General features: G+C 38.6%; 15 protein-coding genes. 6 read left to right on the top strand and 9 right to left on the bottom strand.

Going from position 1 to position 21,994, the window contains the following annotated elements; translation table 11 throughout:
* The first annotated feature begins 86 nt into the window (after positions 1-86).
* Both PQ460_RS15495 and PQ460_RS15500 read left to right on the top strand, forming a co-directional pair.
* Positions 87-3,797: a non-ribosomal peptide synthetase family protein gene (locus tag PQ460_RS15495; RefSeq protein ID WP_274170365.1), complete on the top strand. Its 3,711-nt coding sequence runs from the start codon at positions 87-89 to the stop codon at positions 3,795-3,797.
* 275 nt (positions 3,798-4,072) lie between these two features.
* A complete protein-coding gene (locus tag PQ460_RS15500; protein ID WP_274170366.1) occupies positions 4,073-5,281 on the top strand; it encodes a S8 family peptidase in 1,209 nt (402 codons plus the stop codon).
* A gap of 304 nt (positions 5,282-5,585) precedes the next feature.
* Here PQ460_RS15500 and PQ460_RS15505 read toward each other — a convergent pair whose 3' ends face one another.
* From PQ460_RS15505 to PQ460_RS15520, 4 genes are all read right to left on the bottom strand, one after another.
* On the bottom strand, positions 5,586-6,371 hold the full coding sequence (locus PQ460_RS15505; protein ID WP_273615695.1) for a hypothetical protein: 786 nt from the start codon (positions 6,369-6,371) through the stop codon (positions 5,586-5,588).
* 325 nt (positions 6,372-6,696) lie between these two features.
* Positions 6,697-8,085, bottom strand: a complete 1,389-nt coding sequence (gene fumC / locus PQ460_RS15510; RefSeq protein WP_273615694.1) for a class II fumarate hydratase — start codon at positions 8,083-8,085, stop codon at positions 6,697-6,699.
* Between the two features lie 109 nt (positions 8,086-8,194).
* The gene (locus tag PQ460_RS15515) at positions 8,195-8,869 is read right to left on the bottom strand and encodes a uracil-DNA glycosylase (protein WP_273615693.1); all 675 of its coding nucleotides are present in this window, start codon (positions 8,867-8,869) and stop codon (positions 8,195-8,197) included.
* A gap of 132 nt (positions 8,870-9,001) precedes the next feature.
* The gene (locus tag PQ460_RS15520) at positions 9,002-9,901 is read right to left on the bottom strand and encodes a methyl-accepting chemotaxis protein (RefSeq protein ID WP_273615692.1); all 900 of its coding nucleotides are present in this window, start codon (positions 9,899-9,901) and stop codon (positions 9,002-9,004) included.
* A 489-nt stretch (positions 9,902-10,390) separates the two neighbouring features.
* Here PQ460_RS15520 and fsa point away from each other — a divergent pair, with 489 nt between their 5' ends.
* The 3 genes from fsa to PQ460_RS15535 all read left to right on the top strand — a co-directional run bounded on the left by fsa (position 10,391) and on the right by PQ460_RS15535 (position 13,090).
* The gene (gene fsa, locus PQ460_RS15525; RefSeq protein ID WP_273615691.1) at positions 10,391-11,071 is read left to right on the top strand and encodes a fructose-6-phosphate aldolase; all 681 of its coding nucleotides are present in this window, start codon (positions 10,391-10,393) and stop codon (positions 11,069-11,071) included.
* Positions 11,072-11,215: 144 nt separating this feature from the next.
* Positions 11,216-11,674, top strand: coding sequence for a MarR family winged helix-turn-helix transcriptional regulator (locus PQ460_RS15530; RefSeq protein ID WP_273615685.1), 459 nt, complete (start codon positions 11,216-11,218; stop codon positions 11,672-11,674).
* Between the two features lie 33 nt (positions 11,675-11,707).
* Positions 11,708-13,090 (top strand): MFS transporter, encoded by a 1,383-nt coding sequence (locus PQ460_RS15535; RefSeq protein WP_274170367.1) that lies wholly within the window; start codon positions 11,708-11,710, stop codon positions 13,088-13,090.
* Between the two features lie 185 nt (positions 13,091-13,275).
* Here PQ460_RS15535 and yicI read toward each other — a convergent pair whose 3' ends face one another.
* Complete coding sequence (gene yicI / locus PQ460_RS15540) at positions 13,276-15,588, bottom strand: alpha-xylosidase (protein ID WP_274170368.1); 2,313 nt, start codon at positions 15,586-15,588, stop codon at positions 13,276-13,278.
* An 843-nt stretch (positions 15,589-16,431) separates the two neighbouring features.
* Here yicI and PQ460_RS15545 point away from each other — a divergent pair.
* Positions 16,432-17,364 carry a helix-turn-helix transcriptional regulator gene (locus PQ460_RS15545; RefSeq protein ID WP_274170369.1) on the top strand — a complete coding sequence of 311 codons (933 nt, stop codon included), beginning with the start codon at positions 16,432-16,434 and terminating at the stop codon, positions 17,362-17,364.
* Positions 17,365-17,498: 134 nt separating this feature from the next.
* On the opposite strand, the gene helD is transcribed toward PQ460_RS15545, so the two are convergent.
* The 4 genes from helD to PQ460_RS15565 all read right to left on the bottom strand — a co-directional run bounded on the left by helD (position 17,499) and on the right by PQ460_RS15565 (position 21,969).
* A complete protein-coding gene (gene helD, locus PQ460_RS15550) occupies positions 17,499-19,856 on the bottom strand; it encodes an RNA polymerase recycling motor HelD (protein ID WP_274170370.1) in 2,358 nt (785 codons plus the stop codon).
* 231 nt (positions 19,857-20,087) lie between these two features.
* A complete protein-coding gene (gene map / locus PQ460_RS15555; RefSeq protein ID WP_274170371.1) occupies positions 20,088-20,831 on the bottom strand; it encodes a type I methionyl aminopeptidase in 744 nt (247 codons plus the stop codon).
* Positions 20,832-21,115: 284 nt separating this feature from the next.
* Positions 21,116-21,448, bottom strand: a complete 333-nt coding sequence (locus PQ460_RS15560) for a four-helix bundle copper-binding protein (protein ID WP_274170372.1) — start codon at positions 21,446-21,448, stop codon at positions 21,116-21,118.
* A gap of 80 nt (positions 21,449-21,528) precedes the next feature.
* Complete coding sequence (locus PQ460_RS15565; protein WP_069326325.1) at positions 21,529-21,969, bottom strand: MarR family winged helix-turn-helix transcriptional regulator; 441 nt, start codon at positions 21,967-21,969, stop codon at positions 21,529-21,531.
* Positions 21,970-21,994 lie beyond the last annotated feature (25 nt).

Consider the following 21,994-nt stretch of genomic DNA (forward strand, 5'->3'; position numbering starts at 1 on the left):
ATGCAGTCATATTTAATTCACATATATCGCGTATCCTTTTTTTATATCCACCATTACAGCGATCAACTTCAAAGGAGAGATGTTTTATGTCCCTGTCGGAAAATGCCTTTTTACCTAATGATTATATTCAACTGCCTGCTTTGCAAATTCCACTAGATAATACAAGACAACAACAAAAAGACACTTTTGCTGTTTATCGTTTTGATCTTGGTGCCAAAATCGCTTTATACATCGGGACATTAGTCAACCCTATTGAGCGTCAAGCTGTTCTATTTTCTGCTTATCTTGGCTGGCTTTATCGTATCTCCGGGGAACATGAGATACATGCTGTATCTGGATCACCAACAGGATTATTTCCATTCTCTCTTTCTATTGAAGATTATCCTCACTTTCAATCATTAGTAGATTATGTTCATGCTCAACTTGATACTACCCCTGCTACATCACCTGTTAAAAGTGAAACGATGTTTAATTTTGGTCAACAGATTCCTGCACAACCTGGACAAGTCATGAACTGGAATTTAGAAGCTCATGCCACTTCATTATCTATTGCTATCGAATATAACGATTCTCTATTAACGGCTGCAACGATTGAACGATTTGCAGATTATTATATCCGTTTGCTAGAAGGATTATTAGATAATACAACCCTTCCTATTGGTTCTATTGATATCTTAAATGCTCAAGATCAAGCGGTATATCAAGAGATGAACAATACCACTTTCCCTTATCAACAGCAACAAACGTACCATGGTGCTTTTGAAGCTGCTGCACAACAATATCCTCAACATATTGCAGTCTCATTTCAAGGAACAGAATATACGTACGAAGAGTTAAACCAACGCGCTAACCAAGTTGCACATTTGTTGTTAAGACAAGGGTTACAACCAGGCGAGTTCGTTACGATGTACATTGATCGTAGTCTATATAGTGTGATTAGTTTATTGGGTATTATGAAAGCTGGCGGTGTCTATGTTCCTGTAGATCCTACTCACCCTGATGAACGTAATCATTATATTGTTCAAGATACACAGTCTGCTTTTGTATTAATTCAACATAAATACAACAACAAAGTACTTCAATTAACAGAAGGCATTACTACATTACGTGGAATTATTGATATTGAATATCTTACAATCACATCTGATCCTCAATTTTTGTTAAATCCTAACGTTACCGTATTACCTGATGATCTGGCTTATGTCATCTATACTTCTGGATCTACCGGTAAGCCTAAAGGTACATTGGTGGCTCATCGTGGTGTTGTCAATCTAGGCGAAATTTTACAAAGAGAATTCAATGTAACTTCTCAAGATGTAATGACTCAGTTTGCTACTTATAGCTTTGACGGCTCTGTCTGGGAAACAATTGCAGCCCTTTTCCATGGTGCTACATTATTCTTATTAGATGCTGAAGAACGAGTATCTATCGAGGAATTTGCAATTGCGGTTGAGCGTACACAGACAACGATTGTAACAGCTTTACCTACTGTATTTTTCAATCAATTATCAGCTTATTTGTCGGACGAAGGTTATGCACGCTTAGCTAGTCTCAAATTGATTGCTGCCGCTGGTGAAGCTTTGTATGGCAAACGTGTACGTACGTTCCAACAGAAATTTGGCAAGCCGATCCATCTGGTTAATGCATATGGCCCTACAGAATGTACTGTATGTGCAACGATGCATAAAGTCGACCAAACGCTAACCGAAGATATCGTCAATGTGCCTATTGGACGCCCTATTTCTAATTATAAAGTCTATATTATGAATGAGTTCCAAATGCTTGCTCCTATCGGTGTTACTGGCGAAATCTACATTTCGACTGTCGGTATTGCGCATGGTTATTTGGATCAACCTGAAAAAACTGCTGCTGCTTTTCTTCCAGACCCGTCCGGTAACGGTGAAAAAATCTATCGTTCAGGTGATCTAGCGAAATTGTTAGCGGATGGCACGATTGAATATGTAGGTAGACGCGATTCTCAAATTAAAATCAGAGGTCATCGTATCGAAATCGGTGAAATTGAAGATAGCTTAAACAAATATCCTAATATGCAAGATGCGGTTGTTGTTCCTAAAGTGGATGAAACTGGTCAAAACATGCTAGTGGCTTATTTTACTACGATTGATGGTACAGCATTGTCTCCAGCTGCGATTAAGCAATTTTTGTCAGATCGACTGCCTTCTTATTTTGTGCCACGATTTGTATGTCAGTTAGATGAGATTCCAATCTCTCCAACAGGCAAAGCAGAACGTAAAAAATTGATTGCTTATGATCATATTGAAATGCAAGAAACAGCTATAGACTATGTAGAGCCTCAAAATGAAACACAACTATTGATAGCTAACGCATGGTCTGAAGTATTGAACAAGCAACAAATTGGTATTCATGATGACTTTTTTGAAATTGGCGGAGATTCACTGAAAGTACTTCATGTTCTTACATTGCTAAAACCACAATTTCCGAATCTCAAAATTGCGGATCTATTCACTTACAAAACTGTTATCCAATTAGAAGAGTATGTAAAAGAATTGGATAATGAAGTCGTCACCGAATCGACAGAAGTAACTATTCAACAAACGATAGATTTGGTTGAATACCCTGCTCGTATTCACGATAACTATTCAGGAGTATTGAATACGACTCATGTATTGCTAACAGGTGCTACTGGATACTTGGGATCACATTTACTGTATGAGCTGTTACAACAAAGTAATGCTCATGTATATGCACTGGTACGCAAAACAGGTAGTGCAGCCAGTATAGAGCGTCTTAAAGGCACAATGGAGTTGTATTTTGGACAAGAAATTTTACAGCACTTTGAAGATCGTGTTACTGCTGTAGAGGGCGATTTGGAAAGTGTACGTCTAGGACTTAGCGATAACGACTACCAAATGATTACAGATCGTATTGATGCGATTATCCATAGTGCGGCAGATGTAAGACACTTTGGAGATACAGAGCAATTTGCCAAATCAAATATCTATTCCACTGCTGAATTACTATCTATTGCAAGTACGCGTCCGGGTATTCGTTTCCATCATATTTCTACGATGGGGATTCCTGAAGACTTATCATTAGAAGGCAAATGGGATCAGGTCAAACAATCCGGTGCTCTTCTAGATGGTCTACACACAGAAAATATGTACACAAATAGTAAATTAGAAGCCGAAAAATTAATATTTGCAGCCGGTGAGCGTGGTATTCCGGTCAATATTTATCGTGCAGGTAATCTATCCAGTCAATCAGTAACAGGTCGCTTCCAGCGTAATATAGACAGTAATGCTATGTATCGTATGATCAAAGCGATGCTATTATTAGGCAAAGCGCCAGCGGCTAATCAATGGATGGATTTTACACCGATCGATTATGCAGGTCGTTCGATTATTCATCTTGCTTTACAACCAGATACTGCCGGTCAACTATTCCATATCTGCAATCCGCAACAAGTTCATTACGATCATTTGATAGACATGATTAAAGAATTTGGATATGAGATAGATGTTTTACCTGCTAAACAATATGCTGAATGGTTATTAGATTCTTCGATTGAGAAGCAAGCAGAAGCTCTTTTACTTGCGATGGGACAATTAGATGGAGACGGAGCGAAAGATTCTGCTTATCGTCTAGCGAATCCGAATACTGCTCAACAACTGGAACAACAAGGTGTATTATGCGCCAAACCAGATTATGAATTTATTTCTGCTATGTTGAGTTATGCATCCAGTATTGGTTACTTCCCTACTGCACCTGTCAAAGAAGATGTAACGTTAGATGAAATGATTTCTAGCGATTATTAATCTATATCATGCTCAAAAAACGATAAAAACATGCAAAAGACCCGGCAAAATTAACCGGGTCTTTTATTTTTCTAAAAAGATTTTACACAACTTAATTGAAAACTATAAACTTATTGAAAATAAATCCGATATAAATAATACATAATACGACATTTTAAGACAAAATAGAACAAAATAATTTTTGTCGTTTATTGTAATAATATGTTTCACAGTGTATAATCTGGTTAAATATATAATACTTAATACCTAATCATAAGCAGGGAGACCTAAGACTAATGAACTTTAAAAACACTAAATTAAAATTAACGGCGCTGATCGCCACTCTAGCTATTCCATTAACATTTTCATTATATACATCTTCTCTAAATCATACAGACTCAACAACTCATCGTTATCTTGTTGCTTACTCTAATACTCAGGGCAAACAAAATATCGAGAATGTTGCTGGTCAAGCTAATGATATTCATGCCTTTAACCATCTTAATATGGTAGCTGTCAATTTGACAAATGATCAAAAAGATCTTCTTGCTACTCAAACAGGTATCACAAGCATCGAACAAAATACAACTTATAAGTCAGCAGCTCAAGCTTTTGGCGCTAACATCAAAACGGTTAATGTCAAAGGCAATGAACAAGCTTCATGGGGATATGGCACAGTCGATGCTCAGATCGCTTCTAACGATAACTACACTGGTAAAGGTGTCAAAGTAGCTATTTTAGATACAGGTATCTCTGCACATCCTGAATTGAATATTGCTGGCGGCGTATCTGAAGTGGGCTACACTCAATCTTATGCTGATGATAACGGACACGGAACTTTTGTAGCAGGTGTTATTGGTGCTCAATCTAACGGTAAAGGTCTTGTAGGCGAAGCACCTGATGCTCAAATTTACGCTGTTAAAATTCTAGACAGTCAAGGTAATGGTTCTACCGAAGATCTAGCAAAAGGAATCGACTGGGCTATTCAAAATCATATGGATATTGTAAATATGTCTATCGCTTTTCCTGAAGATTCTCCTGTTGTAGAACAAGTACTTGCTTCTGCTGATCAAAATGGAATCTTGCTAATTGCAGCAGCTGGTAATAAAGGTACGGCTGATGCGGCTACAGATACTGTTCAATACCCTGCTAAATCCAGTCATGTTATCGCTGTGGCTGCTATAGATGATAATTTACAACGTGCTGATTTTTCTTCTAGCGGTTCTGAGATTGAACTGACAGCACCGGGTGTAGACATTGTAAGTACTTCTAGTAATGGTAAATACGAACTTCGTAGCGGTACATCTGTTGCAGCTCCATTTGTAACGGGTATGGCTGCTATTCTTAAAGAAGCTTACCCGGGTAGTACAAATACACAAATTCGTCAGGCACTGGATCAAGGCAGTATTGATTTGGGCGCAACTGGCAAAGACAATCTGTATGGTAACGGTATGATCAGCTTCCAGCATTTATTAGGTAAAACATCTATTCTTGCTTCTAATTAATGATCCCATGTCTGCTTTCCCTTGAAAGGCTGACATGTTCATATAGAGAATACTTTTCCCTGTTTTGCACTTGATGACGCAGCCTATATGTACTACAACCTATTCTATTCATATAGTATGATGATGATTTACATCAAATAACAATATGCATCCAAATAGCTAAGGTTATACCTGGGCTCATCCAAAAATAAAAGCGCCGTTCTCAGCCAGAGACACGACGCTTTTATTTTGTTATGTTGTTATGTTGTTATTCAATTCATCATTTTTGTTCTGTTACTGCTTAATTTATCATTTGGGTAACTGCTTATAATTCTGCAACCGATAAGCTTCCTTGCATCCAGTGTAACTCACTATCCCGAATGACATAATCAGCCCATTTCATATCTCCTATACCCCAGTTACGGAATTCGGTGATATGACGATAAAATTGCTCGATCATTGCTTCTTTCGGCTCAGCCATCAATGATTGAATCTGTTCACGTAACCGCTCAGGCTTCTCTCTAACGCCTTCTAAGACTCGCATCATCCACTTATGTCCCGGGTATAGCATTTCATTATGTGCAAGTACCATGCGTCCGCCAAATAACACCATATTCATGACCGCTTGATGCAACAAATACGCATCATCACGCTTCAACGCTTGTCTACATTCTCCATACCAAGCTTCAAATTGAGCATAAAATCGGTGAATATTATTTTGCTTGAGCGACATCGGATACTCGGTAATCGTATTTAATACATCTCGTAATTCTGGAATATCTGAAAATACAACGATTGCACCCAAAAAGGCAAACCGTGCAGGTTCACTACCAAAGCGAGCTACTTTTTCCAAATAAGCCATACTAATGTACTTGCCATCTATGTTGTGCAAAGAACGTCCTACTTTACATTCGGCTCCATCATAATGTAACGAACCCGATTGGAAACGTTCTTCGAATTCTTGATCGGATACGATAATCATAATATTCATATCTGAATGAGGTGAAGAATAGCCATAAGCGACCGAACCAGTAATCAACAGCCCTTTCACCGATGAATCACCACGAAGATGTTCTGTCAGTTGTGAGAGACAATCCGATAATATATTCACACTGGCCCTCCTTGATTTCAATTTTTTTAGTTATCCATTGATAATGATAATTATTATCAATTAACTTGTATCGATATTGTAGCTTATTCAATTTCACTTGGCAAGCATTTATGGCGAATCTGTGTCTATAAATTTTAAAGTTGATAGCTATGTATTCACAATTCAGTGTAAAAGCAGATCTAGCGTTGATATGCTGTGGAACTAATCTAGCTTTTCCCCTATCAAAAAAAGCCTTTTTCATGTATCTCTGAAGATTGCATTCAGAAGATTACTTGAAAAAGGCTTGCTGATTAAAAATTAGATTACAGTTAAGATTGCGATTCTATTATGCTTTTGGATGAATCATTTGTGAAGGATCGACATATTTATCGAACTCTTCTTCTGTTAATAATCCACTTTGCAATACAGATTCTTTCAAAGACAATCCTTCTTGGTGCGCATGCTTGGCAATCTTAGCTGCATTTTCATAACCGATATGCGGATTCAGAGCCGTCACCAACATCAACGAATTATCCAGATTGTGTTTAATTTGATCTACATTGGCTTCGATTCCGATAGCACAATGATCGTTGAAAGAGATCAACGCATCCCCAAGCAATTGAACCGATTGTAAGAAGTTATAAATAATAACAGGCTTAAATACATTCAATTCAAAGTTACCCTGACTGGCAGCAAATCCAATCGCTGCATCATTACCCATCACCTGCGTTACAACCATCGTCATCGCTTCGGATTGTGTCGGATTTACTTTACCCGGCATAATCGAGCTACCCGGTTCATTAGCAGGGATTGTAAGCTCTCCTAGTCCGCTACGAGGTCCACTAGCAAGCCAGCGCACATCATTAGCAATCTTCATCAGATCAGCCGCTAGCGCTTTAACAGCGCCGTGTACATAGACCACTTCGTCATGACTGGTTAAAGCATGGAATTTATTCGGAGCAGTCACAAAGGATTTGCCTGTTAATTCTGAAATTTTTTCAGATGTTAGTCGTCCAAAATCAGGATGTGCATTAATCCCTGTTCCTACCGCTGTACCACCGATCGCCAGTTCTTTCATTTCTTCTACACTCTGTGTGATCATACGTGTACTTTTCGCTAACATCGCTTCCCATCCACTGATCTCTTGCCCCAGTGTAAGTGGCGTTGCATCTTGTAAGTGAGTACGTCCGATTTTGATCAGATCTTTGAACTCTTCTGATTTCTGTGTAAATGTTTGTTGAAGCTTAGCAATCGCAGGAATCAAGTGATCTTCTACAGCTAATACTCCTGCTACATGTAATGCTGTAGGGAATGTATCGTTAGAACTTTGCGACATATTCACATCATCATTAGGATGTAGACGTTCGCTTTTGCCTTGTTCTTCAAGCAACTGATTACCACGATGGGCAATCACTTCATTGACGTTCATATTGGACTGTGTACCGCTTCCTGTCTGCCAGACTACCAACGGGAAATGCTCATCCCATTGACCTGTTAGAATCTCATCTGCGGCTTGAGCGATCGCATGTGCTTTATCAGTCGATAATTTACCTAATTGTTCATTAACAAGTGCTGCGCTTTTTTTTAGTAATGCAAAAGCATATACGACTTGCTTCGGCATTTTTTCTTGACCAATTTTGAAATTTTCTTTACTGCGCTGTGTTTGTGCACCCCATAATTTATCAGCAGGTACATTAATTTCGCCTATTGTATCTTTCTCTACACGGTATTCCACTCGACAAAATCCTCCTTTGGATCAAATCATCTGTAAAATAGTAGGACAGATTAGCATTATATTGCTAAAGATTAACCTCTATGATTGTAACGCTTACATGCTCTGCAAATCAATCCTTTATACACCAATCGATCGGTTCCATTCCCTGAGACTGCAAAAATTGATTGGTATTGCTAAAAGGTTTACTGCCCATAAATCCTTTGTGCGCTGAAAATGGGCTTGGATGCGGAGATGTGATCACATGATGTTTGGTGCGATCAATTGCTGCTCCTTTGCGCTGTGCATGACTTCCCCACAATATAAAAACAGCCGGTGTTTCTCGTTCGTTGACAGCCTGTACAATCCGATCTGTAAATGTCTCCCACCCTTGATTTTGATGAGAAGCGGCTTGTCCACGTCGTACGGTCAATACAGCATTTAATAACAGAACACCTTGCTCTGCCCAATGGATCAATGATCCATGCTTAGGAATAGCGCATCCGAGATCATCATGAAGCTCTTGATAGATATTATGTAATGAAGGCGGAATTGAGACCCCCGGTTTGACAGAAAAGCTCAATCCATGTGCTTGTCCTGGCCCATGATAAGGATCTTGCCCTAAAATAACGACTCTGGTCGATTCAAGTGACGTGTAATGCAAAGCATTAAAAATATCGTACATATCTGGATAGATCGTTGCTGTGCGATATTCTTGTGCCAAAAATTGGCGTAACTCCAGATAGTATGGCTTTTGCAGTTCCGATTCTAATACGTCTGCCCAATCGTTACGAAAAATAGCACTCATAAATAAAGTTCTTCCTTTCATTGACTAGATTCTTGTATTATTAACCCTTTTTAACCATAACAAAAAATAGCAGTCTCTTCATCTTTCAGAAGAAAACTGCTATTTCTCGACATACGATAAATACTAATAACATTACAGACGAGATTTTAAAAAGTCATTTGTAAAGTTTTTAAATTTGTGACTCATTTGATTCAAGCTATCTACCACTTCACTAAATTCATTAACTAAAATAGCTTGTTCTTGTGAAGATTTGGCTATTGCTGAGATCTCCTGCTCCATATATTGAATCGATTGTTGTACAGTTGATAGCGATTGTTCGATATTTTGTGTAGCTTGTTTGGTATCGACAGATAATTTGCGCACTTCAGAAGCGACAACGCCAAATCCTGCGCCTGCTTCACCTACACGAGCAGCTTCAATCGCTGCATTCAGACCTAATAAATTGGTTTGCTCTGAAATTTCGCGGATAAATCCAGCTACTTTATTAACATCTTTGGAATTTTCAACAGCTTCACGTGTATTGGACTGAATATCTGTTGTTGTTGCAGATAGTTGTTGAGATTGAGCAGCTACAGTCTGTACCATTTCGCTTAACTGTTCGCTAATCGTTTCTAGATTCGTTGTAAAATCAGCCAATAATTCATTATGTTGCAATGTATACGCTGTTGCTAACGCACCGACAACTTTGCCATTTGCATCTTTAATAGGAACTGCTGCTGCATCTAATTCAAATCCATACGCAGAAGCCGGCACACGAGTAACAGAAGATACTCCATCTACCAGAGCAGTCCGCAGATTGTTATCGTCAGGTGAAACAGGTGTACCCGGACGCAAACCAAGATCCAATTCTCTAGCAGGACGATAATATTTGAACTCTGTCATATCACAGACGCCTAACATAATATCGTTACCTACAATTTTTTCAAAATACTGCATACAAATTACCATCATATCTACAATACTTATCGATCCATGACCTGTAATCGCAAAATTACCAGAATCATTTGTTGAATTTACAGATGTATTAGCCAAGTTGTTCACTCCTCATATCATAAATTGCTCATAATTTAATTTCGTCATTTTCAAGTTATTTATGAATAGTAGACTTTATATTTATTGTATATTACATAATGAATCTATCATTTTAAAATTATTTTTATTTCTTTTGAAAGTCTCATTTTGACAATAATAAGTGTATTTTTCTACTATATATGGTTTATTACAATTCTTAAAATCAACATATCGATTTGGGTTTGTCTTTGGTTCCCTTTCATTTGACCTCAAAACCAAAAGGAAGAGTTGTGTGAATGCTTTAATTATGGTAAAAATGATACATAGACATTGTTTTTAAGCAATTTGTCTTGGATAATAAACAATCGCTTAAAAGTGTACATATCGATCATTTTGGGTAATAGAATGATAGGTGTTTATTTCTAAGCGTGTTGTAGATACATGTTACAAATTGCAGTTTGATGCCTAACGTTATACAAATTATAGAATTTTACGAGGAGGAAAAGAGAAATGAAATTTTTCTTAGACACAGGTAACCTTGAAGAAATCAAACGTATTGCGCGTTTGGGAATCGTAGATGGTGTAACAACTAACCCTTCATTGATCGCTAAAGAAGGTCGCGTATTTAAAGATGTTATCGACGAAATTTGTGAGATTATTGAAGGACCAGTAAGCGCAGAGGTTGTAAGCCTTGATGCTGAAGGTATGTTAAAAGAAGCTCACGAAATCGCAAAATGGGCACCAAACGTTGTTATTAAATTGCCTATGACTGAAGAAGGATTGTACGCTTGTAACCAACTTTCTAAAGAAGGTATCAAAACAAACGTAACTTTGATCTTCTCCGCAGCACAAGGTTTGATGGCAGCTAAAGCTGGCGCTACATTCATCAGCCCATTCGTAGGTCGTCTAGATGATATCGCTGTTGATGGTATGAAATTGATTCGCGATCTTCGTACAATCTTAGACACTTATGGTTTGAAATCAGAAATTATCGCTGCAAGTATCCGTAATGTAGGTCATGTAGAAGCAGCTGCTCTTGCTGGTGCTCACATCGCTACTATTCCAGGTACTTTGGTTCCTGTTTTGTGGAAACACCCATTGACAGATAGCGGTATCGAACGTTTCTTGAAAGACTGGGAATCTGTTCCTCAAGCTAAAGAACAAGTAAAAGAAGAAGCTGGAACTAAATAAGTTATCAAGTATAATTGATTTATACTTTCCAAGCAGGGATCTTCGGATTCCTGCTTTTTTATTGCAAATTTTAATTGTTTTAGATATAATTGTTATAACATCTATTTTGGATCGTATCTTGATATGCTGAAAGGAGTACCTATTATGCAAGAGTTAGAATCGATCGGTTTTGTATTAGGAACGACCTACCGCAAAGTCAGTCAATCGCTGGCTGTTCATTTAAAAGAACATGATATTACCCCTGAGCAATGGAGTGTTCTATATTATGTGTGTGCCCAAGAAGGCATGAATCAGAAAGTACTGGCTTCGCATGTATACAAAGATCAACCCACTACCGCTCGTATTTTGGATGTATTGCATCGCAAAAATTTAATTCGTAAAGAAACAGATCCGCACGATCGAAGAGCTTTTCTTGTCTATCCTCAACCTGCCGGGCGTGAACTTATGGAAACCATATATGCGATTGAGCAAAAACATAATCAAGATTTAACCGATCTGCTTACACCAGAGCAATTCAAAGAACTTCATCATTTACTGCATTTGTTACGCAACAAACTAGAGATAGATCCTGATACACATGAGACACTGAACAGTAAAGTATAGGATTGGCTACAGAAATGGAGAGAAATATATACTATGGAGCATACTAACAAAGAGAACCTTTTATCAAAAGAACATATTCCATCCCAACAATCAAACCCCTCAATAGAGACAACACCTATAGCAGATATCGAGGAAGACGCCCCTTCTCGTCTGTGGACGAAAGAATTTTTGATTTTAACAGCTTGTAATTTACTTGTTTTTTTGAATTTGCATATGATCTTATCGTCCCTGCCTTTGTATATGCGAGAGCATTTCAATGCAGGCGATTTCTATGTAAGTCTATGTACTAGCTTGATGGCATTAGCTGCTATTGTGTCACGGTTATTTTCGGCTAGAGCACTAGAACTTGGTAAGCGAAATGTGATTTTGTTTGGTGGATTATTGATCGCCTTACTCGGTACTGTCGGATATTATTTTAGTGCGACGATTATTTTATTATTGGTAATGCGTGTTATTTTTGGATTTGGATTCGGAATGTACAGTACCACTTTCCCAACTATGGTGTCCGATATTATTCCTCGCAAACGTATGGGTGAAGGTATGGGATACTTTGGTCTGTCGACTACTATCTCTATGTCGATGGGGCCATTGATCGGTATGAGTATTGAGAAGCAATATGGATTTACACCGCTGATTATTATTGGTTCGATATTTATTTTGATCCTATTTCCGCTTGCATATAGCCTTGTCAAAGGACAAGATAAAAAGATTGCTGAGCAAAAAATCGCAGCCGATCAACGTAAACTAGCTGCACAAGCCAAAGCACTTTCAGAAGGAATAGTTGTTGAAACAATAGATACTCCACCACTTCCTACGAAAGCTTCCAAATTTGAAAAAAGATTATTATTGCCGAGTCTGTTAAATTTTTTAATGTCATTAACATATGGTGGATTGGTAAGCTTTATCGCTTTATTTGGTAAAGAAGCTCATCTTGCGAATCCGGGTTACTTTTTCTTATTTAATGCTTTGGCTGTAATTATTGTTCGTCCTTTCTCCGGTAAAATCTATGATAGTAAAGGCCCGAAAGCTCTTATCGTACCCGGAGCAGTGATGTTAATTGCTGGTCTATTGCTGTTATCTTTCGCTCATTCTACATGGGGATTATTTGCTTCGGCAATCTGTTATGGTCTTGGCTGGGGAGCATTACAACCTACAATGCAGACATGGATGATTCAAGTAGTTAGCCCGCATCAACGCGGAATGGCTAACGGTATGTTCTTGAACTCGCTTGATATGGGTGTAGCGCTTGGTGCTATGATCTTAGGAACTGTTGCAGGAATCACCAGCTATACTTCTATGTACCGCTTCTCTGCATTATTTATCGTCCTTTATATTGTGGTCGGTATTGTATATATGATCAAAGCTAAAACAACGCCTGCTCAGACGCAACATAGTATTCATATCAAAATTAAATAATATCGATTTTAATTAAAATAAAACAATACTTCTGTTTCTATATAAAAAGACTGCTCCTACATTTAGTAGAGGCAGTCTTTTTTTCATATTTTATGGAGAATGATCTTCAAGTATTCATAAGATCATCTTAATCGTACAAACTTGTAGATTATTACCTACACTGTATTCAAAGGAATAGTTATCAATTACAGTGTTACAGTTACTTTTTGGTCTTGCGATTTCAAAATAATGCCATGTTCACCAGTCAATTGATTCGCTCCTACAACTCCGCTTACGTCTGTAATACCACGTAATACAATAGACCATGATTTAAGCGTACCTTCTGTGGAGATATCAATGGTATTATTTTGACGGGAAGCTGTTACAATTGCTTCTTGCCCACCTTGCATATTGACCAGACGGATCGAAGTAGATTGCCCTTCTTCCAATTCAAAAATATGAAGTTCTACGCCATCGGTATAATCATAATCTGGTTTGTTCTCTTCTGCACCTAGCGCAATAATGCTATTAGGCTTAACCAGTAATGGTAAATTCATAAAGTCGAACGTTTCATTGTACCAGCGTCCACCTTGTACTACATCTCCAGTTAAGAAATTAGTCCATTTGCCTTCTGGTACATAATATGTCGCTAACCCTTCGCTATTAAAGATAGGAGCAACTAATAATGAATCCCCGAACATATACTGACGATCTAATGTATGTGTTGTCGGATCTTCATGGAAGTCCAGCACCATAGGACGCATCATCGGTACCCCTTGTTCAGACGCATTAACAGCCGCATCGAACAGATAAGGCATCAGACGGCATTTCAGCTTTGTAAAGGTACGCAATACATCAACAGACTCTTCATCGAACAACCACGGCACACGATACGATTCATTACCATGCAGACGGCTATGAGAAGACAACATTCCGAATTGTACCCAACGCTTATACACTTCCGGTGCAGCCGTCATTTCAAAGCCTGAAATATCATGACTCCAGAAACCAAATCCAGATACTCCTAGAGACAATCCACCACGTAATGATTCTGCCATTGATTCAAATGTAGAAGAGCAATCGCCGCCCCAGTGTACAGGGAATTGTTGTCCACCGACTGTAGCAGAACGTGCAAATAATGCCGCTTCATTTTTGCCAAGTGTTTCTTCCAACAATTCAAATACTACTTTGTTATATAAGAATGTGTAATAATTGTGCATTTTCACAGGATCAGAGCCATCATAATAGACAACATCGGTCGGAATACGCTCACCAAAGTCTGTTTTGAAAGAGTCTACCCCTTGATCAACAAGCACTTTCAGCTTGCTCTTGTACCATGCGACTGCATCTGGATTGGTAAAGTCGACCAGACCCATCCCAGCTTGCCATAGATCCCATTGCCATACACTTCCATCTTTGCGTTTGACAAGATATCCATTTTCCATACCTTCATCAAATAAATACGATTTCTCTGCAATATATGGATTGATCCAAGCACAGATTTTGAGCCCTTTTTCTTTAAGACGGGTAAGCATTGCTTCTGGTTCCGGGAACATCCGCTCATCCCACACAAAATCACACCATTGGTATTCACGCATCCAGAAACAGTCAAAATGGAATACAGACAATGGAAGGTCGCGTTCTTTCATTCCATCGACAAAATGATTCACTGTTGCTTCATCATAATCGGTTGTAAACGAAGTCGTTAGCCACAGTCCAAATGTCCAAGCTGGTGGCAATGCAGGCTTACCTGTTAGAGTCGTATAGTTATCCAATACTTCTTTGGGATTGCGACCGCCGATGATGTAATATTCTAAGCTTTCGCCTTCTACGCTAAATTGTACTTTGGATACATTTTCAGAAGCGACTTCATAGGAGACTTTTTCTGGATGATTAACAAATACACCATATCCTTTGCTAGACAGGTAAAACGGAATATTTTTGTAAGCTTGCTCACTACTTGTACCGCCATCTTCGTTCCAGATATCAACGACCTGACCATTTTTAACAAACGGTGTAAAGCGTTCGCCTAATCCATAAATATATTCACCAATCCCTAATTCCAATTGTTCGCGGAAAAAGACAGTATCTTCAGGTCCATTGATATAACCAGGCCCACGATGAACACTCCCGGTTAAATGACGACCGGCAAAATCAAAGCTAATGCCCCAATTGGTATTTTTACGAATCGTTGCTGTTAAATCTCCAGATTGAAAAACAGTACGATCCTCATCTTCGATCACTTGAACATCGGTCTCTAATTGAGCCAGTTCAAATTCAGGCAGTTTTTGGATCCCACCTTTGTGATGATTAAATTGTACTTTGATTACGTTGGGCATTGGAGAACTCAAAGAAGCTTTGAGCAATGCTCCATTTAACGTATCGCCTTTATGTACAATTTTTTTGGTAGCTGCATATAACGTTAGTTCATTATTTTTGTTAACAATATCGCGAATATCTACAGGATGTTGCATACTATATCCTTTGCGTGTCATCCAATAGCCATCAGTAAATTTCATATCATTTCCCCCAATAGTCTTTATTTGGTTATTAAAATGTATTTGTGCAAATCGCTTACCTATAATTATAATAATATTGATAAAGAGAGCGCTTTTCTTCTTTTATTTTGATCATATGTGTAAGAATATTGATCTTTGGCTGGATTGGTGAGGGGTGGGGGATCTTTGATGGGGGTTGCTGCGTGAAGAAGGCGGTGCTTGTCGTCGCTGGTGAAGGAAAATGCCTTGAATAACTGCTCAAGCAGTTGGCATTTTTCTTCAAAGGCGAGCGCTTCGCTCTTTCAGCACCTCCTCCTTCCCTCCGCTCGTGGTAGTAGATCATCCGCTTCTCACAAGAATGCAGGAAATTTCAATAGGGTGGTGTGTAGGAAATGCCCAATAACAGAGAAATGCGTTTGATGAATATGATGGTGATGACTATTATGTATAGTGATGAGGAATTTAGCTTTTGGTGCTGGATATAGTATAAGAATATAATCACAAAGTTGTAGTTATTATATCTGCTTATAGACTAGATCCTGCCTAGTATCTGGTTATAGAAATGTTTTATATATCAATCCTCGTTTTGAAGAGTTAGTCGATATTATCAAAGCTGGGATTCCGATTGATGAGGTTTTAACCTTTAGAGATATCCCTTTATCTGATTAATATGTTCCACAGCGGAGCAGATGGAATGATTCTGGAGAAGTGAAGTGCTCGCCTTTGTCAGCTAGTCTCACCATAGAGCGGTAATGAAACAAATTCGATGACAACAGCGATCATAACAATAATCTATTTGTGGAACGTAAAGTAACTTCTAATATGAAATAGAAATTATTGCATACTATTTAAGGCGGTGATTGGATGATTCAGGAGCAGTTGCGTGAAGAGTTAAAAGAAGATCGGATTCACGGGAGTCTGATGTATCCGGTGAGTGTGTATCGGATGGATGATATTGAAGAAGAGACAGTGCTAGAATGTCACTGGCATGAAGAACCTGAATTGATTTTGGTGACGCAAGGAAGAGCGTTGTTTCAGATCGGTACGATTCCTTATGAAGTGCATGCAGGTGAAGCGGTATTTGTGAATAGCGGTGAGATTCATACAGCGTATCAGATGGAACATGAATCCTGTAGCTTTGTAGCTACCGTGTTCAGTATGTCTTTGTTAAATAGTGCAGGGTATGACATGGTACAAGCACGATTTATAGATCCGTTGTTACGCAAGCAAATGGTATTGCCTGTGCATATTCGTGGACAAGAAGTCTGGGAACAAGAAGTGTTGAAATTATTGACTGCGATTGTTGATATCAATGAACAACAGACAGCGACTTGTGAACTGACTACTAAAGCTTATCTTTATCTTCTTTTTGCTCAAATGATTGAACATATGGATACTCAAGTCACTCCTCTGCCCGCTCCAAGTGATAAAGTAGAACGGCTCAAAATAGTACTCGGTCATATTCATGATCACTACCAGCAACCGCTGCGTTTAAGAGAATTAGCAGAACAGATCAATATGAGCGAAGGGCATTTTTGTCGCTTTTTCAAAAGTTTAACTCAAAAAAGCCCGATCGATTATATCAATCGCTATCGGACGCAACAAGCTTGCCGATTACTAGAAAGCAGTGATCGCAAAATTGTTGATATCTCTCTTGAAGTCGGATTTGATAGCTTAAGTTACTTTATTTCTGTATTCAAGCAACACCGGGGCTCTACGCCTTCTCAATATCGCAAACAGACCAATGGTGTCTCTAATTCATTGATTACTGAATTGCAAAAAAGCAGTCTGGAATAAGATATGATAAAAGTAGGATTATTTATAAAAAAGGAGAACAACAGTAAAGTTCTACTGATGTCCTCCTTAGCGTATTTAATAATTATTTCAATGTATTGTTAGTGAACGACTTGGATATTGTGATCTATGTGTACTCAACCACGATGATCATTCAATACATATCGCTCTTCGTCCATACCGGTAATAAATGGAGTCACTTCATCAATAGCATATAAATGTAACAAATGCATCGCCCGCGTACATGCTGTATAAAATAATTTACGTTCTGCTTCACGATGATATTGTTGGCTGGAAGCATCATATAATACAACAGCGTCAAATTCTACACCTTTGGCAAGATAAGCAGGAATAATAACTGTTCCTTTTTCAAAAGCAGGTGTATTTTTAGTAATTTTGCGCAATGTGATCTGTTCTTTGAGCACTTGATAAGCTTCTTCACATTCACTTTCTGTTTTACAAATAATCGCTGTATACTGATAACCTTGCTGTTGCAGCCCATGAATATCTCGAATGATATCGTTATGCATCGATTCACGATCATCATATAGCGACACTTGTGGCTTATCTCCACGGCGATTAAACGGAATAATATGCTCTCCGCCTTTCATCATCCCTCGTGTAAAGTCTACAATTTCATATGTCGAACGATAACTACGGGTCAAACGAATAATCTCGCTATTTTCTTTACCGTACAATTCTAACAATGGATCTTCTTCATCAAACACCGAATTATGGCTGTAAATCGCTTGATTCAGATCACCTAAAGCAGTCATTCGCGCACGCGGGAATAATCGCTTCATAAATTCTAACTGGAACGGTGAATAATCTTGCACTTCATCGACAATCACATGCTTAATCGCATGATTGGAACGGAATCCTTGCAATTGTTCTTTGAGATACAGATATGGTGTTGCGTCTTCATATCCCAATTCTCCTTGATCAAGACGGCTAACTGTTTGCCTTGCAAAATCTTCCCAACCTTCAGGCAATACACCATTATTGATTTTGGCAAATAATACTTCATCGGTAAACATTTTACGATAGACCGCTTTGATATCTGCAAAACGAAGTCGTTTGACCCATTTGCGTAACGGTTTGAGCCAGTCATTCACAACCATACGTGCTGCTAATTCTGCTTCTAATTGGAAATCATCAAAAGAAGGCATTTTCCCTTTTTGCTTACGACGCATCATCGTATAAGCACGATGATAATCATCCGTACTCATCAACTGTACTTGCTCTTCTACCCATGCTTCTTTACGCTCTTTGCGTCCAAATAGACTGACTTCTTTAAGCAACCAATCACGCATTAATTCGATCCGATTTCCTAATTTGACAGCTGAATCAAATCCATAGAACTTATCTAGCATCTGTTGACGGGTTACGATATCTTTACCTTGAAAACGAATCGGACGGAACACCATGCCATCTGTTAATAATAGCTCGGTATAACGGCGAATGGCTTTGAGATAAGTTGCTGATGACTTGTACCGAATCCCTTGTACTCGTGCATCATGCTCCAGATCGTCTCTCCAGGCTAACAAGTATTCCATTTGTGAAAAGACATCTTCCAGATCAAATTCTCTGCCGATACGACGTTCTAGATACGCCTGAAATGTAGTCTGTAACATATTCTCTTCACCAAGCTCTGGCAATACAGTCGAGACATAACTATTAAACATCGAGTTCGGGGAAAAGAGTACCATCTGATCGGCACGTAAGCTATCCCGATAACGATACAGTAAATAAGCTACACGTTGTAACGCTGCTGACGTTTTGCCGCTTCCTGCTGCACCTTGTACGACCAATAGCCGACTACGATCGTTACGAATAACACTATTTTGTTCTTTTTGAATAGTGGCTACGATATTTTTCATTTGGTTATCTGCGGTGTGACTAAGAACTTGCTGTAACAATTCATCACCGATTGTAACCCCTGTATCAAACAACACATCGATCTTCGCATCACGAATGACAAACTGACGTTTTAACTCCATATTTCCTTCGATATTTCCGACAGGTGTCCGATAAGAAGCAGGGCCCGGTGCTCCATCGTAATAAAGACTCGATACCGGAGCACGCCAATCATAGATCAAAAATGTCTCTTCATCATCATCTAAAAAAGAACCAATTCCTAAATAAATATGATCTATTGCAGGTTCACCGACTTCTTTAAAATCAATCCGTCCAAAATAAGGAGAACCTGATAAACGACGTAATTTATCTAAAGTAAGACTCGAACGTTTGTGAGCCAATTCAATCTCGGTCAATACCTGTGATTGCTGACGTAGACTGGTTGAAGTTTCTCCTACATCATCCGGCTCACTGAAGTTAACTGTCACTTCATCCCAGAAGTCTTTACGCATACCGACAACATCGCCACGCGCCGCTCCAACTTCTTGTTCAAGCACAGCCATTTTTCGATTGATTTTGGTTGTTACATCATCTACTCGTGCTTGTTCATCTTTCCAATCCTGATCATCTATTGCCATACTGGATCATCTCCTTTGTCTATGTCTACACATTCTATGCAATTATAAATTTGACAATATATATTAATTATGTTATGTTAAATCTATATTGATAATTTTGGAATATTTATGCTCTTTTGCATACCAAATTTTATTGTACGCTCATCTATTACAAATTGCAAATACCAAAGCCGCATGTCTGGAATAATCCAGCAATGCGGCTTTTTTTGATGATTGCATGTATATCTTTTTTTATTTAGTCAAAATAATAGGCTCGCCTTTGGTAATAATCATCGTATGCTCATATTGAGCTACAAAGCTACCATCATCTGTTTTGAGTGTCCAGCCATCATTACCTTCCGCTACTTCTTCGGCTTTGGTAGATACGAACGGTTCGTAAGCAATAACCATTCCTTCTTTCCATAATCCGTTATCGGTAGGATCGTAATAACTCAAAATATATTCAGGATCATCGTGTAGCGACTTTCCGATACCATGTCCGGTTAGATTGGTGATGATGGTGAATCCTAATTTTTTGGCTGTATTATAAGTAGCTTTACCTGCATTGCTTCGCTTGGAACCTGCACGAATTTTCTGCGCTCCTGCTTCAAATGCCAAAATAGAAGCTTCACATAGCTGAGTTAATTTGGGATCACCGTTACCAACTACAAATGATACACCTGTGTCTGCAAAGTATCCATCTAATGAAGCAGATACATCTACATTGACTAGATCGCCTTCTTGAATAATGCGATCACCTGGAATACCATGAGCCACTTCTTCATTTACACTAATACAAGTAAATCCAGGGAAATCATAAGTCACTTTAGGACCTGATAATGCACCATATTGTTCAAATAACTTAGCCGCATGCAGATCTAGATCGATCGTACGCATTCCTGGTTTGGTCATTTCTTTCAATTCATCACGAATAATCGCGACCACTTTACCTATTTTTTTTAATCCTTCGATATCTTGTTCTGTTTTGGCAATCATATCTTTTTCTCCTTTGTCGTAAACGTCAGGAAACGCCGACAAATAAGCAGGTATGATGGAACCTGTTTTTGTCGGCGACTTCGTGTCGCACTTCGGTATAATTCCTGATTCATCTTCTAGCTCATATTCTATATTGTATAATTAATCTTCACTCGTTACAAATAAATCTACTATTTTTCATTATTTATCATGTCAGTTTTATAAGAATTATCGTTGACAGAGCAACGCAAAAAGGAGAGAATTGCTCTCTCCTTCTTGTACATATTTAGTATGACAATCGTTTGTCATGCAGCCATACTCCGACAAGCTTCAGCGCAGTGACGGCAGGCTTCGGCACAACGTTGACAATGGTCATGATCATGTTTGGCACATTCTTGAGCACAATCTTCACAGATTTGCGCACATAACGCACAAATTTGTTGCATATAAGGACTTTGCGAAGTCATAGCTTTGGCAGCATACGCACATATGTCTGCACATTCACGATCAAGTCGCAAACAGCCTCGCATCATATCCAAATGTTTTTCTTCCAGACAAGCGGCATAACATTGATTACAAGCTTCCATACATTCCAGACAAGCTTCTAAACACTTTTGTCTTTCCTCTACAGATATCATGTTAATTCCTCCTTGGTATTAAGTTTAGCTCTACTTGTCATTTAACCAAAATAGAGAACCTTAATACAAAACAAACGGAATTAATCCAAGTTATCGATAATACGATCAAGCATTTTAATCGTTATATTGCGCTCTTCTACAGTAAATCCATTAAATACATCTTCGATCGTTTGACTAGCTTTATCACCGAGATCATCTACAATACTACGGCAATAATCAGTCAAATAGATAAGATTGGTACGGCGATCATCAGGATGAGGAACACGTACCACCATCCCGCGTTTGATCATATTATCGATCAACCTCGATACACTGGGTTGATCTTTGCGAGACAGACGTGCTAGACGATTCTGTGTCTGCCCGTCCCGTCTCCACAAAAATGAAATCAAAATCCATTGTTCATGTGTAACCGGATAGCCACCATCACGAAAATATTGATTTAAGCGATTGTGTGCAAGACGTGTAGCAATAGAAAGTTTGTAACCAATTGAGTTCTCTAATGTGTAGGGGATATTCGTCATTCCCATAAGTCTCCTTTTAAACAGT

Source organism: Paenibacillus sp. KACC 21273 (assembly GCF_028736095.1).
GTDB lineage: Bacteria > Bacillota > Bacilli > Paenibacillales > Paenibacillaceae > Saccharibacillus > Saccharibacillus kyungheensis.